22 protein-coding genes, 1 tRNA gene and 1 pseudogene are annotated in these 23,949 nt (G+C 66.2%); 5 read left to right on the top strand and 19 right to left on the bottom strand.

Annotated features, from left to right (window positions below):
* Positions 1-7: 7 nt before the first annotated feature.
* From ACSFA5_RS32240 to ACSFA5_RS32230, 3 genes are all read right to left on the bottom strand, one after another.
* A complete protein-coding gene (locus ACSFA5_RS32240) occupies positions 8-595 on the bottom strand; it encodes a lipocalin family protein (RefSeq protein ID WP_435448120.1) in 588 nt (195 codons plus the stop codon).
* A 114-nt stretch (positions 596-709) separates the two neighbouring features.
* On the bottom strand, positions 710-2,272 hold the full coding sequence (locus ACSFA5_RS32235; RefSeq protein WP_435448119.1) for a diguanylate cyclase domain-containing protein: 1,563 nt from the start codon (positions 2,270-2,272) through the stop codon (positions 710-712).
* Positions 2,273-2,470: 198 nt separating this feature from the next.
* The gene (locus ACSFA5_RS32230; protein WP_435448118.1) at positions 2,471-3,904 is read right to left on the bottom strand and encodes a lactonase family protein; all 1,434 of its coding nucleotides are present in this window, start codon (positions 3,902-3,904) and stop codon (positions 2,471-2,473) included.
* Positions 3,905-4,138: 234 nt separating this feature from the next.
* Here ACSFA5_RS32230 and ACSFA5_RS32225 point away from each other — a divergent pair, with 234 nt between their 5' ends.
* Entirely contained in the window at positions 4,139-4,291 is a 153-nt protein-coding gene (locus ACSFA5_RS32225; RefSeq protein ID WP_435448117.1) for a hypothetical protein, read from the top strand.
* Here ACSFA5_RS32225 and ACSFA5_RS32220 read toward each other — a convergent pair.
* Positions 4,255-4,995, bottom strand: a complete 741-nt coding sequence (locus tag ACSFA5_RS32220; protein ID WP_435448116.1) for a response regulator — start codon at positions 4,993-4,995, stop codon at positions 4,255-4,257. The two genes, ACSFA5_RS32225 and ACSFA5_RS32220, sit on opposite strands and share 37 nt — an antisense overlap.
* A gap of 252 nt (positions 4,996-5,247) precedes the next feature.
* On the opposite strand from ACSFA5_RS32220, the gene ACSFA5_RS32215 reads away from it, so the two are divergent.
* Both ACSFA5_RS32215 and ACSFA5_RS32210 read left to right on the top strand, forming a co-directional pair.
* Positions 5,248-6,600 (top strand): ATP-binding protein, encoded by a 1,353-nt coding sequence (locus ACSFA5_RS32215; RefSeq protein WP_435448115.1) that lies wholly within the window; start codon positions 5,248-5,250, stop codon positions 6,598-6,600.
* Positions 6,601-6,638: 38 nt separating this feature from the next.
* Complete coding sequence (locus ACSFA5_RS32210) at positions 6,639-8,408, top strand: cytochrome c biogenesis protein DipZ (RefSeq protein WP_435448114.1); 1,770 nt, start codon at positions 6,639-6,641, stop codon at positions 8,406-8,408.
* A gap of 26 nt (positions 8,409-8,434) precedes the next feature.
* Here ACSFA5_RS32210 and ACSFA5_RS32205 read toward each other — a convergent pair whose 3' ends face one another.
* From ACSFA5_RS32205 to ACSFA5_RS32135, 15 genes and pseudogenes are all read right to left on the bottom strand, one after another.
* Positions 8,435-9,886 carry an HD domain-containing phosphohydrolase gene (locus ACSFA5_RS32205; RefSeq protein WP_435448113.1) on the bottom strand — a complete coding sequence of 484 codons (1,452 nt, stop codon included), beginning with the start codon at positions 9,884-9,886 and terminating at the stop codon, positions 8,435-8,437.
* A gap of 66 nt (positions 9,887-9,952) precedes the next feature.
* Positions 9,953-10,732 carry an alpha/beta fold hydrolase gene (locus ACSFA5_RS32200; RefSeq protein WP_435448112.1) on the bottom strand — a complete coding sequence of 260 codons (780 nt, stop codon included), beginning with the start codon at positions 10,730-10,732 and terminating at the stop codon, positions 9,953-9,955.
* 196 nt (positions 10,733-10,928) lie between these two features.
* Positions 10,929-11,381 (bottom strand): annotated as a pseudogene (locus ACSFA5_RS32195) (hypothetical protein); the annotation flags it as partial.
* The gene (locus tag ACSFA5_RS32190) at positions 11,288-11,512 is read right to left on the bottom strand and encodes a hypothetical protein (RefSeq protein ID WP_435448111.1); all 225 of its coding nucleotides are present in this window, start codon (positions 11,510-11,512) and stop codon (positions 11,288-11,290) included. The gene ACSFA5_RS32190 and the pseudogene ACSFA5_RS32195, both read right to left, overlap by 94 nt.
* Before the next feature lie 341 nt (positions 11,513-11,853).
* Positions 11,854-11,930, bottom strand: a tRNA-Pro gene (locus tag ACSFA5_RS32185).
* A gap of 26 nt (positions 11,931-11,956) precedes the next feature.
* Positions 11,957-12,421: a MerR family transcriptional regulator gene (locus tag ACSFA5_RS32180; RefSeq protein WP_435448110.1), complete on the bottom strand. Its 465-nt coding sequence runs from the start codon at positions 12,419-12,421 to the stop codon at positions 11,957-11,959.
* A 64-nt stretch (positions 12,422-12,485) separates the two neighbouring features.
* Positions 12,486-12,857 carry an integration host factor subunit alpha gene (locus ACSFA5_RS32175; protein WP_435448109.1) on the bottom strand — a complete coding sequence of 124 codons (372 nt, stop codon included), beginning with the start codon at positions 12,855-12,857 and terminating at the stop codon, positions 12,486-12,488.
* Positions 12,858-12,862: 5 nt separating this feature from the next.
* On the bottom strand, positions 12,863-15,304 hold the full coding sequence (pheT, locus tag ACSFA5_RS32170) for a phenylalanine--tRNA ligase subunit beta (protein WP_435448108.1): 2,442 nt from the start codon (positions 15,302-15,304) through the stop codon (positions 12,863-12,865).
* Positions 15,305-15,342: 38 nt separating this feature from the next.
* Positions 15,343-16,419 carry a phenylalanine--tRNA ligase subunit alpha gene (pheS, locus tag ACSFA5_RS32165; protein ID WP_435448107.1) on the bottom strand — a complete coding sequence of 359 codons (1,077 nt, stop codon included), beginning with the start codon at positions 16,417-16,419 and terminating at the stop codon, positions 15,343-15,345.
* A gap of 111 nt (positions 16,420-16,530) precedes the next feature.
* Positions 16,531-16,890: a 50S ribosomal protein L20 gene (gene rplT, locus ACSFA5_RS32160; protein ID WP_007832499.1), complete on the bottom strand. Its 360-nt coding sequence runs from the start codon at positions 16,888-16,890 to the stop codon at positions 16,531-16,533.
* Between the two features lie 22 nt (positions 16,891-16,912).
* Complete coding sequence (rpmI, locus tag ACSFA5_RS32155; RefSeq protein WP_007832497.1) at positions 16,913-17,116, bottom strand: 50S ribosomal protein L35; 204 nt, start codon at positions 17,114-17,116, stop codon at positions 16,913-16,915.
* 158 nt (positions 17,117-17,274) lie between these two features.
* The gene (gene infC, locus ACSFA5_RS32150; RefSeq protein WP_435436705.1) at positions 17,275-17,898 is read right to left on the bottom strand and encodes a translation initiation factor IF-3; all 624 of its coding nucleotides are present in this window, start codon (positions 17,896-17,898) and stop codon (positions 17,275-17,277) included.
* Between the two features lie 102 nt (positions 17,899-18,000).
* The gene (thrS, locus tag ACSFA5_RS32145) at positions 18,001-19,908 is read right to left on the bottom strand and encodes a threonine--tRNA ligase (protein WP_435448106.1); all 1,908 of its coding nucleotides are present in this window, start codon (positions 19,906-19,908) and stop codon (positions 18,001-18,003) included.
* A gap of 348 nt (positions 19,909-20,256) precedes the next feature.
* Positions 20,257-21,588, bottom strand: coding sequence for an isocitrate lyase (aceA, locus tag ACSFA5_RS32140; protein ID WP_435448105.1), 1,332 nt, complete (start codon positions 21,586-21,588; stop codon positions 20,257-20,259).
* Positions 21,589-21,794: 206 nt separating this feature from the next.
* On the bottom strand, positions 21,795-22,208 hold the full coding sequence (locus ACSFA5_RS32135) for a gamma-glutamylcyclotransferase family protein (protein ID WP_435448104.1): 414 nt from the start codon (positions 22,206-22,208) through the stop codon (positions 21,795-21,797).
* Between the two features lie 36 nt (positions 22,209-22,244).
* On the opposite strand from ACSFA5_RS32135, the gene ACSFA5_RS32130 reads away from it, so the two are divergent.
* Both ACSFA5_RS32130 and ACSFA5_RS32125 read left to right on the top strand, forming a co-directional pair.
* Positions 22,245-23,168, top strand: coding sequence for a DMT family transporter (locus tag ACSFA5_RS32130; protein ID WP_435448103.1), 924 nt, complete (start codon positions 22,245-22,247; stop codon positions 23,166-23,168).
* A 155-nt stretch (positions 23,169-23,323) separates the two neighbouring features.
* Complete coding sequence (locus ACSFA5_RS32125; RefSeq protein WP_093128656.1) at positions 23,324-23,788, top strand: SWIB/MDM2 domain-containing protein; 465 nt, start codon at positions 23,324-23,326, stop codon at positions 23,786-23,788.
* The last annotated feature ends 161 nt before the right edge of the window (positions 23,789-23,949 follow it).

Genomic DNA, 23,949 nt, shown 5'->3' with positions numbered 1-23,949 from the left:
TTGCGAATTACTTCGCGCGCGCCGCGTCCGCGTCTTCCGGCCACTGCTGCGGCACGCGGCGCAGGTTGTCGACCGAATAGCCCAGCGTCTTCAGCTGCGTGACCGCGGCCTGGTAGCGCGGCTCCGGAATGGTCGGCGTGCGCGCCATGATCCAGGCGTAGTCGCGGTCGCTGCGGCCGACGATCGTGAGCTGGTAGTCGCGGTCGATGTCCACGATCACGTACTCCGCCTTGATCGGCCAGATGAACTGCATGCCCCACACCGCGTTGGCGGTGCCCGGCACCACGGTGCCCGTGGGGTTCATGGTTTTCAGCGGACCGTCGAAGCCGCCTTCGCGGTAGCGAAAGCGCGTGTCGATGCTGCCGTCGGGCTTCAGGCTGTACGACTCCACCGCGTTGAACGCGTTGCGCTCCGGCCGCGTGGGGATGTTTCCAATGACGTACCAGTCGCCCATGAAGCGCTGCAGGTCGACCTGCTTCACCGGCGTGATGGTGGGCGGCGACACGGCGCAGCCCGTCATCAGGAATGCGGCCAGCACGCCCAGCGCCATGTGCAGCGGCGGGCGGGCAAGAAGGTGTCGCAGGGTTCTGGGCATGTGCGGTGCTCCGGTGGTGGATGCCGAACCTTATCGCGCGCGCCTGCGGCGCCGCGTCGGACGGCACGCCTTCACCGCATCGCCCCCGGTTGCAAGCAACCCGCTGGCGCCGAGCTACGCGCGCAACGCGCCTGGCACCAGCCGCATGGCCGGCAGCTGCGCCGCGACCACGTAGCTGCCGCGTCCGTTCTGCTTGGCCTGGTACATGGCCTTGTCCGCCGCGGCAAGCAGGTCTTGCGGGGTTTCGTCGCCGCCGCCGAGCGCGATGCCGATCGATACGCCGATGACGGTGCCCGAGTGCCGCAGCAGCAACGGCCGCGCGATCGCATCGATGCACCTTTGCGCCAATGCCAGCGCGGCACTGTCCGCCGGCTCTTCGAAATCGGCGGCCAGCAGCACGAACTCGTCGCCGCCCATGCGCGCCACCGTGTCGGTCTCGCGCACCAGGCCGAGCAGCCGGCGCGCAATTTCGCGCAGGGCCTCGTCGCCCGCCTCGTGGCCCAGGGTGTCGTTGAGGTTCTTGAAGCCGTCCAGGTCGAGGTACAGCACTGCGACCTGGCTGGCTTTGCGCTTGGCCCGCACCAGCGTTTGCTGCAGCCTGTCGTCCAGCAGCTTGCGGTTGGGCAGGCCCGTGAGGCTGTCATGGTGGGCCAGGCGCGCCAGCGCCGCCTGGTTGTCGACCAGCTTGGCGAGCAGCCGGTTGAAGGCCTGCGTGAGGTGCCCTATTTCGTCGTTGCGCACCACCCGCAGCGGCGTGAGCGGGAGTTCGCCGCGGGTCATGCGGTCGGCCTGGTCGGCGGCGCGCAGCAGCGGGCGCAGCAGCCAGACCAGCACGAAGCCGATCACGATGAGCACGCCCAGCACGGCCGGCGCGCGCTGCTGCAGGATGAAGCGCTGCATGCGCCCCACGGGTGCCAGCGCTTGCGCCACGGGCAGCCGCGCCACCACGAACCAGCCGCTGGTCGGCACCGAGGCGATGGCCGAGATTTCGTCGATGCCCTTGGCATTGCGCGTGGTCCCGCTGCCGCGATAGCCCTCCATGGCGCGGTCGTGCAGCAGGTTCACGCCGACCGGCGGGGTGGGCGTGAGCGACATCGAAATGTCAGTCGAGGCCACGAAGAGCCGGTCGCGCGGCGACACCACCAGAATGCCGCCGGCCGGCCCCACGCGCCCGCGCTGCAGATGCTCGAGCAGCCCATCGGCCGACAGGTCGGCGGTGGCCGCCAGCACCGCGACGACCTGGCCGGCGGCGTTGCGCACCGGCGTGGCCATGGGCAGCACCGAATGCTGCGTGACGGGCACGGCCTGCGCACGGCCCAGGCTGGAACGCCCCGCCAGGGCGCCGGTGAATTCCGCGCCGCCGACCGGCAGCGGTCCGGCGCCGTCGAGCCGCTGGCCGGAAACGTCCGCCACCATCAGGCCGAGCGGGAACACGGGGCTTAGCGCGCTGCGGTCTTGCAGCCATGCACGCAGCTGCCCGGGCTGCGAGAGAAGGTCGGGCGGCAGGGCTGCGGCCAGGCGCTCGAGGAACAGCAGCCGCTCGCCCAGGTAGTTGTCGATGTCGCGGGCCACGTAGCCGGCCAGGGCCGTCTGCTGCGTCGCCACCGATTCCGTCAAGTCCTGGCGCAGGAAGCGGCTGAGCTGGAAATAGCTGGCGGCGGTTCCCACGAGCGCCATCACCAAGCCCATCACAATCAGCCGAAAAACCAGGCTATTGACAGATTTTCTAAGTTTCACTCGGGTGATACGTCGTGGGGGCGGAAGGTTCGCGACTGTATCTCAAGCGCTATCGACCTTCCGGGCGGCGTTCACCCTGGCGTGCGGCACTGGTGGGTGCACCGGCTCCCTGGCGGCTCGGGTTGCCCGAGCCGATGACTACCTGGACAAGACCAGGAACTGGGGCTGGACGCCTCCGGTCGCCACGGTCGGCACGGCCATCGGGCTCAAGACGCCGGTGCGGGCGTCGATGTTGAAAGTCGATATGTCTTTGGAGACGGAATTCGTCACGTAGGCGAATCGACCGGTGGGGTCCACGGCGATGGAAGTCGGAGAACTCCTTACGGCCACAGGCGGTCCGGCCACGGGGCTCAGCGCGCCGCTGCCGGCATCGAGGGTGTAGGCCGACACGGTGTTCGAGCTGCCGTTGACCACGTAGGCGAACCGGCCCGAGGGATCCACGGCGATCGACGAGGGATAGTTCAGCGTGGCCGCGCTCGGCATGGCCATCGGCGTCAAGGCGCCGGTGCCGGCATCGATGGCGAAGGCGGACAGGGTGTTGGAGAACGAATTGGACACATAGGCGAATCGGCCCTTCGGGTCCAACGCGACGGCGCTGGGCCCCGGCCCCGTAGACACCGTCGGCACGGCCAGCGGGGTGAGCACGCCGGTGCCGGCATCGATGGCATAGGCCGACAAGTTGACGTCCCCCAGGTTCGCCACGTAGGCGAAGCGGCCCAGTGGATCGACGGCGAGGAGCGACGGATATCTGCCTGTGGCCACCGCCGGCGCGGCCAGCCGCGTGAGCGCGCCGGTGCCGGCATCGACGGCGTAGGCCGACACGGTGTCGGCATCTCTTTCGGTGACGTAGGCAAAGCGGCCCGTCGGCTCCGCGACCACGGCCATGGGGCCAGCGCCTGTGGCAACCGGCGGCCCTGCCAGCGGAGTGAGCAAGCCGGTGACCGTATCGACGGTGTAGGCCGACACGGTGTTGTCGGCCTCGTTGGGTACGTAGGCGAAACGACCGGTGGGGTGCACCGCCATGTAGCCGGGCCTGCGCCCGGTCGACGGCATCGGTCCGGGCACCGTTCCCAGGGCACCGGTGTCGGCATCGACGGTGTAGGCGAAGAGGTTGTTGGAGTCCCAGTTCGTCACGTAGGCAAAGCGCGCTGCGGGCGCGGCACAGTTCACCGCCACGTCGGCGACGGCTGCAGTGCCCACGGTGCCGGTGCCGCTGACGACGGTGCAGACCCGGGTGAGGATCTTCGGCTGGCTCTTGACCGTGACCGCATAGCCCGTGCCGCCGAGGACCGCAGTGGCAAAGCTGAAACTGCCGTCGGCAGCAATGGCGAGGTCGTCGCCGGCGTTGTTCTGCAACACCAGGCCGGTGCCCAGCAGGCCGCTGACTTTGCCGCTCACGGTGTAAGTCGCGCCAGACGCTGCCGACGGCGCGGGCGCGGGCTCGACCGGGGCCGTCGCTGTCGATGCGGAAGAAATCGGGAACGCGAAACCACCGCTTCCAGCGCCACCTCCTCCACCACCACCGCAGGAGGCCAGCCCGACGACCATGATGCCCAGCACGGCCTTGCTCATTCGATCGGACCACGAGCGCCCGGCGGCGCTCGCGCGCAAAGTTCGAGAACAGATGCCATCGGTGAGAACGCGCGCGGACATGGAAAAAGCCTTCAGATCAGGTGAATTTCGAAACGTGTCGGAGTGTGTGTTTTTCGGTCGGAGGAATCCATCCCCGAGAACAGGTAGACACGCGCTCTGAAGCCATGGCGTTACCGAGAAGAAGATCCAGGCGCGGCTGGCGGAGCAAACGAAATGAAGAAGCTATGGCTGGCCCTGCTGTTCCTCGCAGGCGGCGTCGCGCATGAAGTGCGCAACCCGGTCAGTTGCCAATGCATCACCACGCGCGCCGATGCACGCCTGCGCCAGCGTCAGTCCAGCGCCTCGACAGACGACGCGAACACGTAGCCCTCGCTGCGCACCGTCTTGATGTAGCGCGGCTCGCGCGCCACGTCACGCAGACGCTGGCGCAGCCGGCTCACGAGCAGGTCGATCGAACGTTCGAACAGCTCGGCCTCGCGGCCCTGCGTGAGGCTGAGCAACTGGTCGCGGCTCAGCACCTTTTGCGGGTGGTCCAGGAACACGCGCAGCAACCGGTACTCCGCACCGCTGAGCGCCACCATCACGCCGGCGTCGTCGATCAGGTGGCGCGCCGTGGTGTCCACCTGCCATTCGCCGAAAACCAGCATCGAGGCCGACTCCGTCGAGCGCATGTTCGGCGGCAGCATGCGCGTGCGGCGCAGCACCGCGCGCATGCGCGCCAGCAGCTCGCGCGCGGCGAAGGGCTTGGCCAGGTAGTCGTCGGCGCCCATCTCCAGGCCCAGGATGCGGTCGGCCTCCTCGCTGCGCGCGGTAAGCATCAGGATAGGAGTGGCCTTGTACTTGCCGGTGCGCAGGTCGCGGCACAGCGTGAGTCCGTCTTCGCCAGGCAGCATCAGGTCCAGGATGATCAGGTCGAACGGGCCCGACGCTTCCAGCGCCGCGCGCATGTGCCGTCCCGTGGGCACCGCCACCACGCGCAGGCCATTCTTGACCAGGTAGGTGGTGAGCAACTCGCGGATCTCCCGGTCGTCGTCGACGATGAGGATGTGGTCGGAGGTGTGGAGGGTCATGGCGGCCGTGCGGTGGGCTGGCTTGGGCGAAAGCCGCAATGTAGCCCGCGCCGTGCCGGGAATCCGCGCGTTTGTATGGCTGTGTATCCGGCGGGGCGCGGGGCCACGGTGCGTGCGCGGGGAAAGCGAGCGGCGACTGCGAGCCGCGTACGCCGCTGCTGCCGGGTAATGTTCCATGTCTGAAGCCGCGGCCAACACACTGCAATACAAAGAGGCGCCCGATGGGCCGGACCGGGGTCTATAAACCAGCCCATGCCCACCATCACCGCCAGCCTTCCCGCCCCCCTCGGCCTGCGCCGATGGCTTCCGCGCTCGCTGTTCTCGCGCGTGACGTTGATCATCGTCGTCGGACTGGCCATCGCGCAGCTGCTGACCTTTTCTGCCGTGCGCTACGAACGCGGCATTGCGATGCGCGAGCTGATGATGACGGGCATCGAACGCGACATTGCCAGCTCGGTCGCGCTGCTCGACCGCCTGCCTGCCGCCGAACGCGCGGGCTGGCTCGCGCGGCTGGGGCGGCGCAACTACAGCTTCGCGCTCGGTGGCGCCGCACAAGGCATGCCGCCCGACGCGCCGCTGCAGCAGCAGTTCGCCACGGCCATCGCCGATGCGATGCAGCCGTTTCGCATCGTCAAGGTCGCGCAGGTGGACAACCCGCCGCAGGGCCTGCAGATCCAGGTGCGGCTGTCGGACGGCTCGGACGTGATCGTGCATGCGCGCCGCGTCGACATGCCGGTGTCGACCTGGGTCATGTGGCTGCTGGCGGTGCAACTGCTGGTGCTGGCCGTGTGCGCCTGGCATGCGGTGCGGCTGGTGACGCGGCCGCTGGCGCAGCTGGCCGACGCGGCCGACGAACTGGGGCCCGACCTGAAGGGCAAGCCGCTGGCGGAAGAAGGCCCCACCGAGGTGAAGCATGCGGCGCGCGCCTTCAACGCGATGCAAAAGCGCATTGCGGGCTACATGGCCGAGCGCGTGGAAATCCTGGCGTCCATCTCGCACGACCTGCAGACGCCCATCACGCGCATGCGGCTGCGCACCGACCTGATGGACAGCGAGCCGGACCGCCATAAGTTCCGTCAGGACCTGGACGCGATGCATGCCCTGGTGCGCGAAGGCGTGACCTACGCCCGCACGCTGCACGGCGCCACCGAGCCGCCCTTGCGCATCGACGCCGACGCGCTGTTCGAAAGCATGCTGGCCGACTACGAGGACGCGGGCCAGCAGGTGCGGCTGGAAGGCCGCGTGGGCGAACCCATCGTGACGCGGCCGAACGCGCTGCGCCGCATCCTGATGAACCTGATCGACAACGCCTTGAAGTTCGGCGACGACGTGCGCCTGCAGGTGCATGCCGGCGCAGACAGGCTGGTGCTGGCCGTGGTCGACAACGGCCCGGGCATTCCGCCCGCCGAGCTGGAGCACGTGCTCAAGCCCTTCTACCGCGTGGAGGGCTCGCGCAACCGCAGCACCGGCGGCACGGGCCTGGGCCTGGCGATTGCGCACCAGCTGGCGATGGCGATGGGCGCGGAGCTGGCGCTGCGCAACCGCGGCGAAGGCGGGCTGGAAGCCCGGCTCAGCCTGAACCTTCGCGCCGCGCCGCAAGGCTGAGCTTCTTCCGCCGCCGACCCCTTGCCGAGAACTACACCATGCTGCTCCTCATCGTTGCCTACCTGGGTGGTGTGCTCACCATCCTGAGCCCGTGCATCCTGCCGGTGCTCCCTTTCGTGTTCGCACGGGCCGACCGCCCGTTCCGCTCGCATGGCTTGCCCATGCTGGCGGGCATGGCGCTCGCCTTCGCGGCCGTTGCCACGCTGGCGGCCGTGGGCGGTGGCTGGGTGGTGACGCTGAACGACTACGGGCGCCAGGCGGCCATCGCGCTGCTGGCGGTGTTCGGCGTGACGCTGCTGTTTCCATCGCTGGCCGACCGGCTGAGCCGGCCGCTGGTGGCGCTGGGCATCCGGTTGTCAGGCACGGAACGCGAAGCGGCGCCGGTGTGGTCGCCGCTGCTGCTGGGCGTGGGCACGGGGCTGCTGTGGGCGCCGTGCGCGGGACCGATCCTGGGGCTGATCCTGACGGGTGCGGCGCTGAACGGCGCGAGCATCGGCACCTCGCTGTTGCTGCTCGCCTATGCGGCGGGAGCGTGCACCTCGCTGGCGGCGGCGCTGCTGTTCGGCGGGCGGCTGTTCGCGGCCATGAAGGGCTCGCTGCGCACGGGCGAATGGGTGCGGCGCGCGGCAGGCGTGGCCGTGCTGGCGGGTGTGGGCGCCATCGCGCTGGGGCTGGACACCGGCCTGCTCGGCCAGATTTCCTTCGGCACCACCTCTGCGCTGGAGAAGGCGCTCGTGGACCGGGTCGATGTGAAGAGGCCGCAGCCCCAGGGGGCCGTCGAGCGCAGTGGCCTGATGCCGACTTCCGCGCAGCCCGCGCCGAAGAAGCCTGCGCTGTCCCTGCCCGACGAGGGCGGCTTCGCGCCGCTCACCGGCGCCGTCGAATGGATCAACTCCGCGCCGCTCACGCCCGAAGGCCTGCGCGGCAAGGTGGTGCTGGTCGACTTCTGGACCTACTCGTGCATCAACTGCCTGCGCGCCCTGCCCTACGTTCGCGCGTGGGCCGAGAAGTACAAGGACGCGGGCCTGGTGGTGGTCGGCGTGCACACGCCGGAATTCGCCTTCGAGAAGCAGCCGGCCAACGTGCGCCGTGCCACGCAGGACCTGGGCGTGGGCTTTCCGGTGGCGGTGGACAGCGACTACGCCATCTGGCGCGCCTTCGGCAACCAGTACTGGCCGGCGCTGTACTTCATCGACGCGCAGGGGCGCATTCGCCATCACCAGTTCGGGGAAGGCAAGTACGCGCAGTCGGAGCAGGTCATCCAGCAGCTGCTGGCGGAGGCCGGTGGGCCGGCCGCGCCCGGCGCATTCGTTTCGCCGGAGGGCCAGGGCACGCAGGCCGCGGCCGCCGCGTCACCGGCTCTCTCGGGCGAGACCTACCTGGGCTATGAGCGCGCGCACGGCTTCGCTTCGCCGGGCGGCATCGCGAGCGACCGTGCACGCGCGTACCAGGCGCCCGCGTCGCTGCGCACCAACCAGTGGGCGCTGGACGGCGAGTGGGCGGTGGGCAGCGAGCGCGCCGTGCTGGGCCATGCCAACGGCCGCATCGTCTACCGCTTCCACGCGCGCGACCTGCACCTGGTGCTGGGCCCGTCGGCCGACGGCAAGCCGGTGCGCTTTCGCGTGCGAATCGACGGCCAGCCGCCGCTGGCGGACCACGGCGCGGACACCGATGCGCAGGGCAACGGCACGGTCGACGCACAGCGGCTTTACCAGCTGGTGCGGCAGGCGTCGAACGCGCAAGACCGGTTGTTCGAGATCGAGTTTCTCGATGCCGGTGCGCAGGCCTACGTGTTCACCTTCGGCTGAGCGGGGTGCGCGCCACGCGGCCGGCCTCAGAGCAGGCCGAGCGTCAGCGCCTTCAGCGTGGCCGCGGCGCGCGTGGTGCAGCCCAGCTTGCGAAAGATGTTCTCCAGGTGCGCGCGCACGGTGCTCGGGCTGATGCCCAGCGAGCGTGCCGCCTCCTTGTTGCTTTCGCCGAGGCTGATGCGCCCCAGCACTTCGACCTCGCGGCCGGAAAGCAGCGCGGACGCGTCGCCCGCCGGCAACGGCACCGCTGCATCGATGTGCGGCAGACCGGCGAGCGCAGCCACCGCTTGCGCATCGAGCCGCCCTGCATCGGCCTCGGCGCGCAAGGCGGCGATCGCGTCGGCCTCGGCGAGCGCGGCCTGGCCGGGGCGGCCGGTGCACAAGGCCACCCAGTGCGCGGCCACGGCGAGCACGCGCGCCTCGGTGTCGATGGCCGCGCCCTTCACGCCCCGAAAGAACCCGGAGCCGTCGAGGCGCTCGTCCACGAAGGAGGCGATCTCGGCCTCGGGGCGCAGCGTGTCGATGCGGCGCGCCGCGCGCTCCGTCCAGTACGGCACGAGGCGCAGCCGCTCGGCGTCGGCCTCGCTGCGCACGCCGGGCACGTCCCACACGCCGTTGGGCACCGACGCGCGCCCGATGCCGTGGATCAGCCCCGCGCGGTAGATGCGCTGCTGCCGCGCGGCGTCGAGCCCCATGTCCGCCGCGCAGCGCAAGGCTGCTTCGGCCACCCGGCGCGAGAAGCCGGTCATCCAGGGCAGCTTGAGGTCGATCACGTCGGCGATGAGTTCGAGCGGTGCCGTGGTGCCCTGCAACGCGCCGGCCAGGGGCAAGGGCTCCGCGGCGGCGCCCTGCTCCAGCACGTGGAGCCAGTCGAGCGCATGCCGCTGCACCGCATCGACCAGGAAAGCCGGGTAGCGCGCATCGGCACGGTCGGCGATGTAGCGCAGCGCGTTGTTCAGGCCGTGCACGCGGGAAAAGATCTCGAGGTCGCCCGCGATCGACACCAGGAACACTGCTTCGGGAATGCACGCGGCATCGAGCCCGTTCGGCTTGCCATGCCCGTCGAAGGTTTCGAAGATGTGGCGCAGCGGCAGCTCCACCGCCGCCGGCATGCCCAGCGTGCGGGCGATGTCGCCGGACACCTCGCAATGGATTTCGGCGAGCGGGCCGACGGTGCCCGCAAAGTCGGAGGCCGCGCGCGCCGAGGGCGTCGAGAGCATGGTGCGGCGCCCGCCGACGTCGTCGCCCAGCAGGTCGGAGAACTCGGGGGCATTGGCCGTGCACCCCGACCAGCGCAGCAGCGACACGCAGGCCGCATGGCCCTGCGTTTCTTCGCTGCGCCCGGTGGCGGCCGCGAGCTGCGACGCGAGCCACGCGGTGCGCGCCGAATGGTCGATGGGCTGGCCCATGCTGAGATCGCCGACGAATGCGAGGGCGCGAATGGCGTCGAAGACCTGGACGTGGGAAGAAGGCGGCACGGGAGGCGGAAGAAGCTGAGGGAGGCGCGCCGGCACGCAGGTTGCCCCGCACCGGCACGCGGCACCTTACTTGGATTGGCGCACAGCGTCCAGGATCACCTCGGCCACCTTGGCGGGCTGCGACTGCTGAGGCACGTGGCTGCTGTTCACGCGCGTGAGGTGCGCGCCGATCTTCTTCGCCATGTCGAGCTGCAGCGCGGGCTGGATCATGTGGTCGGCGCTGGTGGCCAGGTACCACGACGGCTTGGTCTTCCAGGCGGCGACCGAGAGCTTCTGCTCGAACGACTTGCCCAGAATGGGGCCTTGCGTGGCGGTCATCACGGCGGTGGCCGAGGCCGGCAGGTCTTGCGCGAAGTGCTTGCTCATGCCCTCCTTCGTGAGCGACAGGAAGCCGCTCTTGTCGGCCACGATGTGGGCGAAGCCGGGTGCCGGCGGGTAGTCCTTGCCGAGCTCGGCGCTGTTCTGGCCGGCGTCGGGCGCGAAGGCAGCCACGTAGACGAGCGAGCTCACCTTGTCGTTGGCGCCGGCCTCGGTGATGACCGAGCCGCCCCACGAATGGCCCACCAGCACCACCTTGCCAGGCTGCGCGTCGATGGCGCGCCTGGCGGCGGCCACGTCGTCTTCGAGCGAGGTCAGAGGGTTCTGCACGGCCACCACGTGCAGGCCCTTGGCCTGCAACAGCGGAATGACCTTGGCCCAGTCGGAGCCGTCGGCGAAGGCGCCGTGGACGATCACCACGCTGGGCCTGGCGGTGTCCGGCGCCGCCGGGGTGGCCGCCGTGGCGGAAAACGAGAGGCCGATGGCGGCGGCAGCGGCGGCGAGCTTGAAGCGTTGGGCGGTGGTCATGAGGGTCTCGGGAGGGAGTGATGGAGAACCCGTACTGTCCGCCTTAGGGGAGGCGGCCGCCACTGGACGAATGTCCTATAGGAGGCCCTGCTATACTCGCGGCTTCGCTCAAAGATCCTGAGCGTTGCCTGGCCAGGCAAGCCGAATCTCATACCGGCGCGTCGAAGTCACTACGACGAGAAAAACAAAATTGACTTCATGCAAAAGAATTTGCCGTAGCGTGGACCGCGTAAGAGTTCACGACCACATTCCAAAGCCCGCCTCGTGCGGGCTTTTTCATGGGCGCTCGCGCACGAAACCGTCGGCGGGGTTCAACCAGGCCAGCGTCAAGGCCACCAGCAGGCCGGTGGCGCACACCGTGCAAGCTCATGGCAGCACACCCATGCCCCACCGGCCTGCGATGTCCCTTGCCGCCAGCAGGCCGGGCTTCGAACCAGAACACCGGGCCGGACGCGATCGTCACGCAGCCCGACGGGCCCAGCACGAAGTACAGCCAGCGCAGGGCCCAGTAATTGAACTGGATGAAATGCACGCTGGACAGGAAACGCTGCACGCTCATGGCCGGCGCCGCCTGGAAGCCCTGCAACAGCTTGCCCGTGGACGCATCGACGGAAAGAAGAAGCCGCTCGCGCCCAGCGTGCCGGGGTCGGGCAGCGGCGCGAAGGTGCGGAGGTCGAGCAGCCGGCTGACTGGCGCGCCGCCGGTTCGCTGCGCCGAGAACCGCAGCAGCGGTGTGCGCTCGGTCGGCAGGCCGTAGCCGCCACCCAGCGCCGCGACCACGCGCAACAGAACCAGCGAGCGCGCCGTCGTCAGAAGTCGACCGAACAGCCCGGCGTCAGCGTGCGGCCGCGTCCGGCGAAGTAGCGCAGGGGCCCGTCGCCGAATCGAGCGTGACCTGCGGCAGTTGGAAACGCCAAGGCTGCCAGCGTGAGGGCTGGAGGTGAGTGAGTCAACGGTGGAGTACGCCGAGTTCCGACCGGAACATCCTTGCCGCCGCATTTGGAATGCTGCGGCCGGAGTTGGAAACGGAATGGGTTTGTCAGTAGTGACCGGAACTGCCGAAGACAAAGAAAAACGGGTCAGAGCTTGTGGCTCTGACCCGTTGATCAAACTACTGATTTTGGTCGGTGTGAAAGGATTCGAACCTTCGACCCCTTGCACCCCATGCAAGTGCGCTACCAGGCTGCGCCACACACCGAAGCTCTCGATTATAGCTGTGTAAATTCAGCGTCCGATGGTCAACAGCTCACGAATTTCAAAGAGTTCGCGGCGCAAGTGCAACAACTGGGACAGATCGGCCGTCTTCGCCGTTGCGGACGCCGGCACGGGCGCGTCCTGCACGACGGCGGCGTCGAATTCTTCCTGGTCGATCTCGATCGCTTCCATGCCTTCGAGCGGAACCTCGCCGGCCTTGCGGCGCTCGCGCTCGCCCTGCACGAGTTCCTGCAGCTTGTTGCGCGCGCCGCTGATCGTGAAGCCCTGGTCATAGAGCAGATCGCGGATGCGGCGAATCATGAGCACCTCGTGGTGCTGGTAGTAGCGACGGTTGCCGCGACGCTTCATGGGACGCAGTTGCGTGAACTCCTGCTCCCAATAGCGCAGCACGTGCGGCTTGACGCCACAGAGTTCGCCCACCTCACCGATGGTGAAGTAGCGTTTGACAGGAATCGGCGGGAGCGTTTTCTCCATTGAAATCAAGACTGTGCGCGGGAAACCTTAGAGATTACTCCACGCAGGCGCACAGTACCAAGCACTATTCCGCGCCCAAGCTCCACTCGACCTCGGACGCGCTGCCCTGATCGATGCTCCCATGGATCTGCTCCTTCAGTTTCGCGCTCGCGTGGAAGGTCGCCACGCGGCGTTCACCGATGGGAATGGCTTCGCCGGTGCGCGGATTGCGGCCCGGCCGGGGCGCCTTCACGCGGATCTGGAAGTTGCCGAAGCCCGAGATCTTCACGTCCGTGCCCTCGATGAGGCTGCCGGCCACGAGCTCGAAGAAAGCTTCGACCATGTCCTTGGACTCACGCTTGTTCAATCCAATCTGCTCGAACAGCAGGTCGGCCAAGTGCGCCTTGGTGAGCGCCGGCGTTTCGATGGCTTCGAGCGTGAATTCGGCAGCGTTCATTCTCATCAACCCCTCAAGCGGCCGCCGAGCGTGGCGCCCAATTGTTCGACGATGGCACGCACGGCAGGCTCGACCTGCTCGTCCGTCAAGGTGGCGCTGTCGCTCTGAAAACTCAGGCGCACCGCCATGCTCTTCTCGCCTTGCGCCAGCGCACCCGGCGCCGCCACGGCGCCGTCGCGCAAAGGCTGCGAACGGTAGATGTCGAACAGCGCCGCATCGCGCAGCAGCCCCTGTGCGGCGGTTGCGGCGCGGATGGTCTGCATGAGCGCGTCATGCGCGACCGACTCGGCCACGACGATCGCGATGTCGCGTTCGACGGCCTGGTGCTTGGGCACGGCCTGCGCCACCGGCACGGGCCGCGCGGTCACGGCGTCGAGATCGAGTTCGAACAGCACCGGCGCCTGCGAAAAGTCCCACTTCTGGCGCCAGCGCGGATGCAGTTCGCCGACGAAGCCAATGGCCTTGCCGTCGACCAGCACCCGCGCCGAGCGGCCCGGGTGCAGCGCGGGGTGTTCGGCCACCTCGAAGGTCGGGACCACGGGCGCAAGCAGCGCTTCGACGTCGCCCTTCATGTCGTAGAAATCGACGCGCTGCGACTTGCCGTCCCAGCGCGATTCATCTGCATCGCCCCATGCCAGGCCGGCCACGCGCATCGGCTGGTTCACGCCGCGCACCGTGCTGTCGGTGGTGGCCACGCTGTCGTCGCGCAGGAACACACGGCCCGCTTCGAACACGCGCACGCTCTGCGCCTTGCGATCGAGGTTGAACTTGAGCACCTGCATCAGCGAGCCGAGCAGCGACGAGCGCATCACGCTCATCTGGCTGGCGATGGGGTTCAGCAGCTGGATCGGGTTGGCGTTGCCGGCAAGGTCCTGCTCCCAGTGCGCTTCGACAAAGCTGAAGTTGATCGTTTCCTGGTAGCCCAGCGCAGCCAGGCTGCGGCGCACCGCGAAACGGCTGCGCTGCGCCTCGGGCCGCACGCGGGCGGTGATGGGCGCGAGCGGCGCGGCGGTCGGCAGATTGTTGAAGCCGATCAGGCGGGCGACTTCTTCGATCAGGTCTTCTTCGATCGACAGGTCGAAGCGATGCGGCGGCGGCGTCACGGTCAACGTGCCCTCGCCTTCCTTGATGGCAAAGCCGAGGCGGTTCAGCGCATCGGCGCACTGCGCCTGGCTCAGCGGCATGCCGATGACGCGCGCTGCACGCGCCACGCGCAGCGTGACGGGCACGGCCACGGGCACGTGCAGCGTCTGGTCGTCGATGGCGCCGACCTGGCCGCCGCAGATCTCGACGATCAGTTGCGTGATGCGCTCGATGATCTGCACCGTGCGGCTCGGATCGACGCCACGCTCGTAGCGATGGCCCGCGTCGGTCGAAAAGTTGAACCGGCGCGAACGGCCCTGCACGGCTTCGGGCCACCAGAATGCGGCCTCGACATAGATGTTGCGCGTGTCGTCGGACACCGACGTGGCGTCGCCGCCCATGATGCCGGCGAGCGATTCGACTTCGCGGTCGTCGGCAATCACGCCGACCTTGTCGTCGACCGTGATCGTCGTGCCGTTCAGCAGCTTGAGCTGTTCGCCCGCCTTGCCCCAGCGCACCGTGAGGCCGCCGTGGATCTTGTCGAGGTCGAAGATGTGGGTCGGCTGCCCATACTCGAACATCACGTAGTTGGAGATGTCGACCAGCGGCGTCACGCTGCGCTGGCCGCAACGCGCGAGGCGCTCGACCATCCATGCCGGCGTGGTCACCTTGGTGTTCACGCCGCGCATGATGCGGCCCGAGAAACGGCCGCAGAGTTCGGGGGCTTCGACCTTGACGGGCAACACGTCGGTGAACGACGTCGCGACCGCGGCGATGGCCGGGGTCTTGAGCGGCGCGCCGGTGAGCGCGGAAAGTTCACGCGCCACGCCATAGACGCTCAGGCCGTGCGCCAGGTTGGGCGTGAGCTTGAGCGTAAGCAGTGCGTCGTCGAGCTTGAGCACGTCGCGCACGTCGGCACCGATAGGCGCATCGACATCGAGCTCGAGCAGGCCGCCATGGTCTTCGCTCAGTTTCAGTTCGCGCGCCGAGCACAGCATGCCCTGGCTTTCGACGCCGCGCAGCTGACCGAGCTTGATGAGGAAGGGCTTGCCGTCTTCGCCCGGTGGCAGCTCGGCACCGACCAGCGCGCAGGGCACCTTGATGCCGACGCGCGCGTTGGGCGCGCCGCACACGATGTTGAGCAAGGCGCCCTGCCCCGCATCGACCTGGCACACGCGCAGGCGATCGGCGTTGGGGTGCTGCACCGCTTCCTTGATTTCGCCGACCACGATGCGCGTGAAAGGCGGCGCCACCGGGCGGCGCTCTTCGACCTCGAAGCCGCCCATGGTGAGCGTTTCGGCCAGTGCGGCGCTGTCGAGGGGCGGGTTGCAGAACTCGCGCAGCCAGGATTCCGGGAATTGCATCTCTTCGATCTCGATCTGGTTTTTTTATGGGTGGGTGCTTACTGGAACTGCGAGAGAAAACGCAGGTCGCCGTCGAAGAAGAGGCGCAGGTCGTTCACGCCGTATCGCAGCATCGTGAGGCGGTCGGGGCCCATGCCGAAGGCGAAGCCGATGTAGCGCTCGGGGTCCAGACCCATGTTGCGCACCACGTTCGGATGCACCTGGCCGGCACCCGACACCTCGAGCCAGCGGCCGGCCAGCGGACCGCTCGAGAACTGGATGTCGATCTCGGCGCTGGGCTCGGTGAAAGGAAAGAAGCTCGGGCGGAATCGCAGCACGAGGTCGTCGCGCTCGAAGAAGGTGCGGCAGAAGTCGGTGAAGACAACCTTCAGGTCCTTGAAGCTCACGTTCTCGCCGAGCCACAGGCCTTCGCACTGGTGGAACATGGGCGAATGCGTGGCGTCGCTGTCGACTCGGTAAGTTCGGCCGGGCGCGATCACGCGGATCTCAGGCGCCTTCACGGTGCCGGTCGCATCGGCGGCGGCGGCGGCGAACTCGGCCGCGTATTTCTTGATGTGCTGATGCGCATAGCGCACCTGCATCGGGCTGGTGTGCGGACGCAGGTTGTAGGGAACACCGTCGTCGCCGTTGATGTCGACGTAGAAGGTGTCCTGCATCGAACGCGCCGGGTGGTTCGGCGGGTTGTTGAGCGAGGTGAAGCTGTGCCAGTCGCTTTCGATCTCGGGGCCGTCGGCCACATCGAAACCCATGCTCGAGAAGATCTCCTCGATGCGCTCCAACGTGCGGCTCACGGGGTGCAGGCCACCCGGAATGCGGCGGCGGCCGGGCAGGCTCACATCGAGCGCTTCGGCGCGCAGTTGCAGCGAGAGTTCTTCGTCGGCCAGTTGCTGGCGGCGCTCGGTCAAGGCGGCCTCGATGGCCTGCTTGCCCACGTTGATCGCGGCGCCGCGGGACTTTTTCTCTTCGACACTCAGTGCGGCCATGCCCTTCATCAACTCGGTGATGCGACCCGACTTGCCAAGGAACTGCGCCTTGGCATTTTCGAGTTCAGCGGGCGTTTTCGCCTGGGCAAAAGCGGCGCGTGCAGTGTCGACAAGGGAGTCCAACTCGTTCATAGCAACAAAATCTTCGAGGGGAAATAAAAAAGAGCTGGAGCCTTTTCAAGCGCCAGCCCTTGAGCCGTGGGCACAGGAAGCCGCCCGAAGGCAGCAGCCTGCTGTGCAGAATCAAGCAGCCAGCTTGGCCTTGACCTGCTCCACGATGCCGGCAAAAGCGGCCTTGTCGTGCACGGCGATGTCCGCAAGCATCTTGCGGTCGATCTCGATACCGGCCTTGCGGATGCCATTGGCGAACTGGCTGTAGGTCAGGCCCAGTTCACGCGAGGCGGCGTTGATACGCGCAATCCACAACTGACGGAACACGCGCTTTTTGGTACGGCGGTCACGGTAGGCGTATTGGCCTGCCTTCATCACCGCCTGTTTGGCGACGCGGAAGACATTGCCGCGGCGACCGCGGAAACCCTTGGCGAGTGCGAGAACTTTCTTGTGGCGGGCGCGAGCCGTTACACCACGTTTGACGCGAGGCATGTGTGTACTCCTGTTCGTCTAGTTAAATGCCACGGCCGGGCAGCATGGCGGCGACAGAAACCATGTTGGTTTCATGCACTGCGACTGCACCACGGAGGTGACGCTTGTTCTTGGTGGTCTTCTTCGTCAAGATGTGACGCTTGAAGGCTTGACCGCGCTTGACGGTGCCACCGGGACGAACGCGGAAACGTTTTTTCGCGCTGCTCTTGGTCTTCATTTTGGGCATGTGAATGCTCCTTTAGTTTGTGCTCGTGAGGCGCCGTGGAAACTCCACGAACTTGTTGGCCCCGAGACACTTCTTTATCTCGCCCCTGCCTGCCCTTCTTTCGAAGTGCCGGCAACGGCGAAATCCCTTCAAAACCTGTCTACTGCGACCCCGCCCGCTCAGGCCGTAGCGGGGGACGCCGCTGCCGGCGCAGCATCTGCTGCCGGCTTCGGAGCAGCGCCACCAGCCTTCTTGCGGCCCGGCGCGATCATCATGATCATCTGCCGGCCTTCGAGCTTGGGGAACTGCTCGACCATGATCAGGTCGCCCAGTTCGTCGCGAATGCGCTGCAGCAGTGCCAGACCGAGCTCCTGGTGCGTGATCTCGCGGCCGCGGAAGCGCAGCGTGATCTTGCACTTGTCGCCCTCATCGAGAAAGCGCTTGATGTTGCGCATCTTGATGTTGTAGTCGCCGTCGTCGGTACCGGGGCGGAACTTGATTTCCTTGACCTCGATGACCTTCTGCTTCGACTTCGCCTCGGCTGCCTTCTTCTGCTCGTGGTACTTGAACTTTCCGTACTCGATCAGGCGGCAAACCGGCGGGTTGGCCGCCGCAACGACCTCCACCAGATCCACGTCAGCCTCACCAGCAAGGCGCAAGGCCTCCGAGAGACTCATGACACCCATGGGCTCGTTTTCCGGGCCGACCAGGCGGACTTCCGGGGCCATGATTTCCCGGTTAAGGCGGTGTTGGCGTTCCTCGCGGTGGCGGCGGTCGCGAAATGCAGTAGCGATGGTCAGAATCCTTCAAAATTTGCTACAAAATCTGTAGCGAACGCCGGTCAGTCCTCGCGGACAGGCGACACGACTTGCAGGGGAAACATATGGGGGTGTTTCCCGGACAAATCAACGCTTGTCGGCAACATCCTGGACGAGCCGTTGCACGAACGATTCGAGGGACATTGCACCGAGGTCTTGATTGCCCCGGGCGCGCACTGCGACGGCACCTGCTTCCTTTTCCTTGTCGCCTACGACGAGGATGTAAGGAAGCTTTTGCAACGAATGCTTCCGTATTTTATACGTAATCTTTTCGTTGTGCAGGTCAAGCTGAACCCTAAGCCCTTGATTTTGCAGCGCTTTCGCCACGTCTCGAGCGTAATCGGCCTGTCCTTCGCTGATATTGAGCACCGCAACCTGCACCGGCGCGAGCCATGCGGGGAAGGCGCCGGAGTGGTGTTCGATCAGCATGCCGATGAAGCGCTCCAGGCTGCCGACGATCGCGCGGTGCAGCATCACGGGGTGCGCGCGGCCGCTCGACTCCGTCACGTACTCGCCGCCCAGGCGCTCCGCCGTGTTGAAGTCGACCTGCATCGTGCCGCACTGCCACTGGCGCCCGATGGCGTCGCGCAGCGTGTACTCGATCTTCGGACCGTAGAAGGCGCCGTCGCCCGGCGAGATGATGAAGTCGACACCCGAACGGCGCAGCGACTCCATCACCGCATGCTCGGCCTTGTCCCACAGCTCGTCGGAGCCCACGCGGTTCTCGGGACGCGTGGCGACCTTGTAGAGGATGTCCGTGAAGCCGAAGTCGGCGTAGACCTTCTGCAGTTGCTCCGTGTAGGCGATGCATTCGTCCAGGATCTGGTCTTCCGTGCAGAAGATGTGCCCGTCGTCCTGCGTGAAGCCGCGCACGCGCATGATGCCGTGCAGCGCGCCACTGGGCTCGTTGCGGTGGCACTGGCCGAACTCGCCGTAGCGCAAGGGCAGGTCGCGGTAGCTGCGCAGGTCGCTCTTGAAGATCAGCACGTGCCCCGGGCAGTTCATCGGTTTCAGCGCGTATTCGCGCTTTTCCGACTCCGTCGTGAACATGTTGTCGCGGTAGTTCTGCCAGTGGCCCGTTTTCTCCCACAGGCTCTTGTCCAGGATCTGCGGGCCCTTGACTTCCCAGTAGCCCGTGTCGCGGTAAATGCCTCGCATGTACTGCTCGACCTGCTGCCACACCGCCCAGCCCTTGGGGTGCCAGAACACCACGCCCGGTGCCACTTCGTCGATGTGGAACAAGTCGAGCTCCTTGCCCAGCTTGCGGTGGTCGCGCTTCTCGGCCTCCTCGATGCGCTGGATGTACTGGTCCAGCTGCTTCTTGTCGGCCCAGGCCGTGCCGTAGATGCGCTGCAGCTGCTCGTTCTTGGCGTCGCCGCGCCAGTAGGCGCCGGCCAGCTTCGTGAGCTTGAAGATCTTCAGGAAGCGCGTGTTGGGCACGTGCGGACCACGGCACATGTCGACGTATTCCTGGTGGTAGTACAGGCCCATGGCCTGCTCGTCGGGCATGTCTTCGACGAGACGCAGCTTGTAGTCCTCGCCGCGCGACTTGAAGACCTCGATCACCTCGGCACGCGGCGTCATCTTCTTGACGACGTCGTAGTCCTGCGCAATCAGCGCGCGCATGCGCGCTTCGATGGCCGCCATGTCCTCGGGCGTGAAGGGGCGCTCGTACGAAATGTCGTAGTAGAAGCCCTCGTCGATCACCGGGCCGATGACCATCTTGGCCGTCGGGTAGAGCTGCTTCACCGCATGACCGACCAAGTGGGCCGTCGAGTGACGAATGATCTCCAGGCCCTCGTCGTCCTTGGGCGTGATGATCTGGAGCTTGGCGTCGTGGTCGATGACGTCGCTGGCATCGACGAGCCTGCCGTCCACCTTGCCCGCCACCGTCATCTTGGCAAGGCCGGGGCCGATGGATTGAGCCACTTCGGCCACCGAAACCGGGCCGGGGAACTCGCGGCGCGAGTTGTCGGGGAGCGTGATCTGGATCATTTGAAAACCTCGGGGAGAAAAACAAAAAAGCGCGGTGGAAGACCGCGCTTTGCTTGGATGTAGAGCTGACAGAAGCCAGCACGCGCGGGGCTACCGGCCTTTTCCTTCAGTGAAGAAAAAGCCGCTGATTCCTTGCGGAGTAGTTCGCGGTGTCATAACCAAGGTGCCTTTCTCGCTCTTGTTGAGTGCAGAGCTCACAATTCTATCCGCTGCCCGTTCAGGCCGCGAGCACGGCGTTCTCCAGCCCCAAGCGCTTTGACCTGGCAGCGCAGAAAAGCAAAAAAGCCCGGCGATCGGCCGGGCTTCAAGGTGACAGCAACACGGCCGTCATCGGCCGATCCGAAAGGATCAGTGGAACTGCTCTTCCTCGGTCGAACCCGACAGCGCCTTCACGCTGGACGAACCGCCCTGGATCACGGTGGTCACGTCGTCGAAGTAGCCGGCACCGACTTCCTGCTGGTGCGACACGAAGGTGTAGCCCTTGTCGCGCGCCGCGAACTCGGGCTCCTGCACCATGTTCACGTAGTGCTTCATGCCTTCGCCGCGGGCGTAGGCGTGGGCGAACTGGAAGGTGTTGAACCAGTTGATGTGGATGCCGGCCAGCGTGATGAACTGGTACTTGTAGCCCAGTGCCGAAAGGTCTTCCTGGAACGAGGCGATCTGCTTGTCGTCGAGGTTCTTCTTCCAGTTGAACGAAGGCGAGCAGTTGTACGACAGCAGCTTGCCGGGACACGCGGCATGCACGGCCTGGGCGAACTCGCGGGCGAAGCCGATGTCCGGCACGCCGGTTTCACACCACACTAGGTCAGCGTACGGTGCATAGGCCACGCCGCGGCTGATGGCTTGTTCCAGGCCGTTCTTGACGCGGTAGAAGCCTTCTTGCGTGCGCTCGCCGGTCAAAAACGGCTTGTCGTTCGCGTCGTGGTCGGACGTGATCAGGTTGGCGGCTTCCGCATCGGTGCGGGCCAGAACGATGGTCGGCACGCCCATCACGTCGGCGGCGAAGCGCGCCGAAATCAGCTTCTCGCAGGCCTCGTGCGTGGGAACCAGCACCTTGCCGCCCATGTGGCCGCACTTCTTCACGGCAGCAAGTTGGTCTTCGAAATGCACGCCGGCAGCGCCCGACGCGATCATGTTCTTCATCAGTTCGAAGGCGTTCAGCACGCCGCCGAAGCCGGCTTCGGCATCGGCCACGACCGGCAGGAAGTAGTCGATGAACTCCTTGTCGCCCGGGTTGACGCCGCGGCCCCACTGGATTTCATCGGCACGGCGGAAGGTGTTGTTGATGCGACGGACCATCGCCGGCACCGAGTCGTAGGCGTACAGCGACTGGTCGGGGTACATCGTCTCGGAGGTGTTGCCGTCGGCTGCGACCTGCCAGCCCGACAGGTACACCGCCTCCAGGCCGGCCTTGGCCTGCTGCATGGCCTGGCCGGCGGAGATGGCGCCGAACGCGTTCACGTAGCCCTTCTTGGCGCCGCCGTTGATCTTGTCCCAGAGCTTTTCAGCACCGCGCTTGGCCAGCGTGTGCTCGATGGGGAACGAGCCGCGCAGACGCACCACGTCGGCCGCGCTGTAGCCGCGCTTGACGCCCTTCCAGCGCGGGTCGGTGGCCCACTCTTTTTCGAGCGCGGCGATCTGTTGTTCGCGGCTGAGTTGTTCTGTGAGGGTCTGGGGCATGGTCACTCCGTGAGGTTGATTGAAGGTCTGGCACTGCGGCCGAGCATTTACTTTAATCCGCTCGCGGACTCTTATGTCTTATAGAAGACATATTTTTCAATCAACAAAATCAACAACTTACAGCAGTATTTCTCAATGCAAAATTATTTTTCTCATATTGAGAAAAAATATTGCGGCGCAGCACTTATGAATTTCACAATACGCAATCAACCTTTCGGTGGTGAAAACGACGCGCCGTCTCTTGGCGCGTGCGCGATCCAGTCACCGCTCCCGATCACACCCCGACCAACGATGCGCGACGGGTGGATCTCGTAGACCAGGCAATCGACCCACTGCCCCTTCACATCCACGCGCACCCGCCGCTTGATGTACTCGCCCGAATCGTCATCGGCCACCTCTTCCAGCACATCGAGCGCAGCCTCCACTCCCGCCTCGACCGCATAGACCTCGCCCTTCACACGCCCCCCGCCACCCAGCACGATGCCAGGGTAGGCGCCCAAGTCGTACAACGTGCCCTCGATGCTCGCCTCACCCAGACGCACAGGCGGCGGCCGGTAGCGCGCGATGTCGTTGCGTCCACCACTGCGCAGCGTGCCGTAAACAAAAACGTGGGGCATCATCGAATCCGCTTTCCGTAACCAAAAAACTTCAGTCTATTGAACTCCACCGCCCCCGCATCAGGCCGCCTCGTGGCCTACGGCTGCCTGGCCTTGAGCATGTCGCTCGTAGGCGGCTACGTCGCCCTCTCCAAGCCCCTGGTCGCCGCCTTCCCCGTGCTGCTGCTCGCATGGCTGCGCTTCGGCATTGCCGCGCTCGCCATGCCGCACTGGCTCAAGCGCGCGCCCGGCGAGCTGCCGATGACATCGCGCACGCGCTGGCTGGTGTTCCTCGAATCGTTCCTCGGCAACTTCCTGTTCTCGATCTGCATGCTGTTCGGCGTGAGCCTGACGAGCGCGGTGTCGGCCGGCGTGATCATGGCGTCGATCCCTGCCTGCGTGGCCGTTGCGAGCTGGCTCTTCCTGCGCGAGCGCATCACCTCGCGCATCGGCGCGGCCATCGCGTGTGCCGCGCTCGGCATCGGCCTGCTGGCGCTGTCTCCCACTCACGCGCCCGCGGCCCCCACCGCCACGCAGTCGTCGATGCCGTGGCTCGGCAACCTGCTGGTGTTCTGCGCGGTGCTCTGCGAGACGGCGTACGCGGTGATCGGCAAGTCGCTCACGGGACGCCTCGGCCCCAAGCGCATCGCATCGCTCATCAACCTGTGGGGCTTCATGCTCTCGATGCCGTTCGGCATCTGGTTCGCGCTGCAGTTCGATTTCACTGCCGTGCGCTTCGGAACCTGGGCCTTGCTCGTGGCCTACGCGCTGGCCGCGAGCATCTGGACGGTGTGGCTCTGGATGACCGGACTTCGCAACGTACCAGCCGCACAAGCGGGTGTGTTCGCGGTGCTGCTGCCGGTGAGCGCGGCCCTTGTCGGCGTGCTCGTGCTGGGCGAAAACCTGTCTTCGCCACAGCTGATTGCGTTCGTGATCGCCATCGTGGGCGTGGTGCTCGCAACGTGGCCGGCACGGCGAACGTGAAAAAGCACCGATCTGCCCTCTGAAAAAACAACAGCCCCCAATGAAAAAAGCGCTTTTCCCCTTGGAAACGCGTTTTTTCTCCTTTAGCATCCGCAATGCCACTGGAGACGCAAGTTTTTCATTGGTGAACGTTCAATCAAAAAAGGAAATCAACCATGGCAACTGCAAAGAAAGCTCCGGCAAAGAAAGCTGCGGCTCCCGCGAAGAAGGCTGCTGCTCCGGCAAAGAAGGCCGCTGCTCCTGCGAAGAAGGCCGCCGCTCCCGCAAAGAAGGCTGCTGCTCCTGCGAAGAAGGCCGCCGCTCCCGCGAAGAAGGCTGCTGCTCCTGCAAAGAAGGCCGCACCCGCAAAGAAGGCTGCTCCCGCCAAGAAGCGCACGCCCAACGCCGCGTTCATGAAGGCCCTGACCCCCAGCCCGGCACTCGCTGCCGTGGTCGGCTCGACGCCGCTCCCGCGCACGGCTGTTGTGAGCAAGCTGTGGGACTACATCAAGAAGAACAACCTTCAAGACAAGGCCAACAAGCGCAACATCAACGCCGACGCCAAGCTGAAGGAAATCTTCGGCAAGGCCCAAGTGTCGATGTTCGAGCTGGCCGCGCTGATCGGCAAGCACGTCAAGTAAGCACTCGGGGGCCTTGCGCTCCTGGATCAAGAAGCCGGCTTCATCAGGCTGTGTAAATAGTCTGCATCGAGTCGACGAGAAGTGCCCTCCAGGCGTTGGTCTGGAGGGCATTTTTCATTGGAGACTGACCCATGGGACATCGACACGGACAGGACCGAGGC

Source organism: Variovorax monticola (assembly GCF_051216855.1).
Taxonomy (GTDB): domain Bacteria; phylum Pseudomonadota; class Gammaproteobacteria; order Burkholderiales; family Burkholderiaceae_C; genus Variovorax.
The sequence above is the reverse complement of the archived record's forward strand: the minus strand, read 5'-3'. Positions and strand labels throughout refer to the sequence as shown.

Excerpts from the sequence above, each read along its gene's own strand:
- ACSFA5_RS32240 (WP_435448120.1), bottom strand. The coding sequence starts at position 595 with ATGCCCAGAACCCTGCGACACCTTCTTGCCCGCCCGCCGCTGCACATG.
- ACSFA5_RS32235 (WP_435448119.1), bottom strand. The coding sequence starts at position 2,272 with ATGGCGCTCGTGGGAACCGCCGCCAGCTATTTCCAGCTCAGCCGCTTC.
- ACSFA5_RS32230 (WP_435448118.1), bottom strand. The coding sequence starts at position 3,904 with ATGAGCAAGGCCGTGCTGGGCATCATGGTCGTCGGGCTGGCCTCCTGC.
- ACSFA5_RS32225 (WP_435448117.1), top strand. The coding sequence starts at position 4,139 with ATGAAGAAGCTATGGCTGGCCCTGCTGTTCCTCGCAGGCGGCGTCGCG.
- ACSFA5_RS32220 (WP_435448116.1), bottom strand. The coding sequence starts at position 4,995 with ATGACCCTCCACACCTCCGACCACATCCTCATCGTCGACGACGACCGG.
- ACSFA5_RS32215 (WP_435448115.1), top strand. The coding sequence starts at position 5,248 with ATGCCCACCATCACCGCCAGCCTTCCCGCCCCCCTCGGCCTGCGCCGA.
- ACSFA5_RS32210 (WP_435448114.1), top strand. The coding sequence starts at position 6,639 with ATGCTGCTCCTCATCGTTGCCTACCTGGGTGGTGTGCTCACCATCCTG.
- ACSFA5_RS32200 (WP_435448112.1), bottom strand. The coding sequence starts at position 10,732 with ATGACCACCGCCCAACGCTTCAAGCTCGCCGCCGCTGCCGCCGCCATC.
- ACSFA5_RS32180 (WP_435448110.1), bottom strand. The coding sequence starts at position 12,421 with ATGGAGAAAACGCTCCCGCCGATTCCTGTCAAACGCTACTTCACCATC.
- ACSFA5_RS32175 (WP_435448109.1), bottom strand. The coding sequence starts at position 12,857 with ATGAACGCTGCCGAATTCACGCTCGAAGCCATCGAAACGCCGGCGCTC.
- pheT (WP_435448108.1), bottom strand. The coding sequence starts at position 15,304 with ATGCAATTCCCGGAATCCTGGCTGCGCGAGTTCTGCAACCCGCCCCTC.
- pheS (WP_435448107.1), bottom strand. The coding sequence starts at position 16,419 with ATGAACGAGTTGGACTCCCTTGTCGACACTGCACGCGCCGCTTTTGCC.
- rplT (WP_007832499.1), bottom strand. The coding sequence starts at position 16,890 with ATGCCTCGCGTCAAACGTGGTGTAACGGCTCGCGCCCGCCACAAGAAA.
- rpmI (WP_007832497.1), bottom strand. The coding sequence starts at position 17,116 with ATGCCCAAAATGAAGACCAAGAGCAGCGCGAAAAAACGTTTCCGCGTT.
- thrS (WP_435448106.1), bottom strand. The coding sequence starts at position 19,908 with ATGATCCAGATCACGCTCCCCGACAACTCGCGCCGCGAGTTCCCCGGC.
- aceA (WP_435448105.1), bottom strand. The coding sequence starts at position 21,588 with ATGCCCCAGACCCTCACAGAACAACTCAGCCGCGAACAACAGATCGCC.
- ACSFA5_RS32135 (WP_435448104.1), bottom strand. The coding sequence starts at position 22,208 with ATGATGCCCCACGTTTTTGTTTACGGCACGCTGCGCAGTGGTGGACGC.
- ACSFA5_RS32125 (WP_093128656.1), top strand. The coding sequence starts at position 23,324 with ATGGCAACTGCAAAGAAAGCTCCGGCAAAGAAAGCTGCGGCTCCCGCG.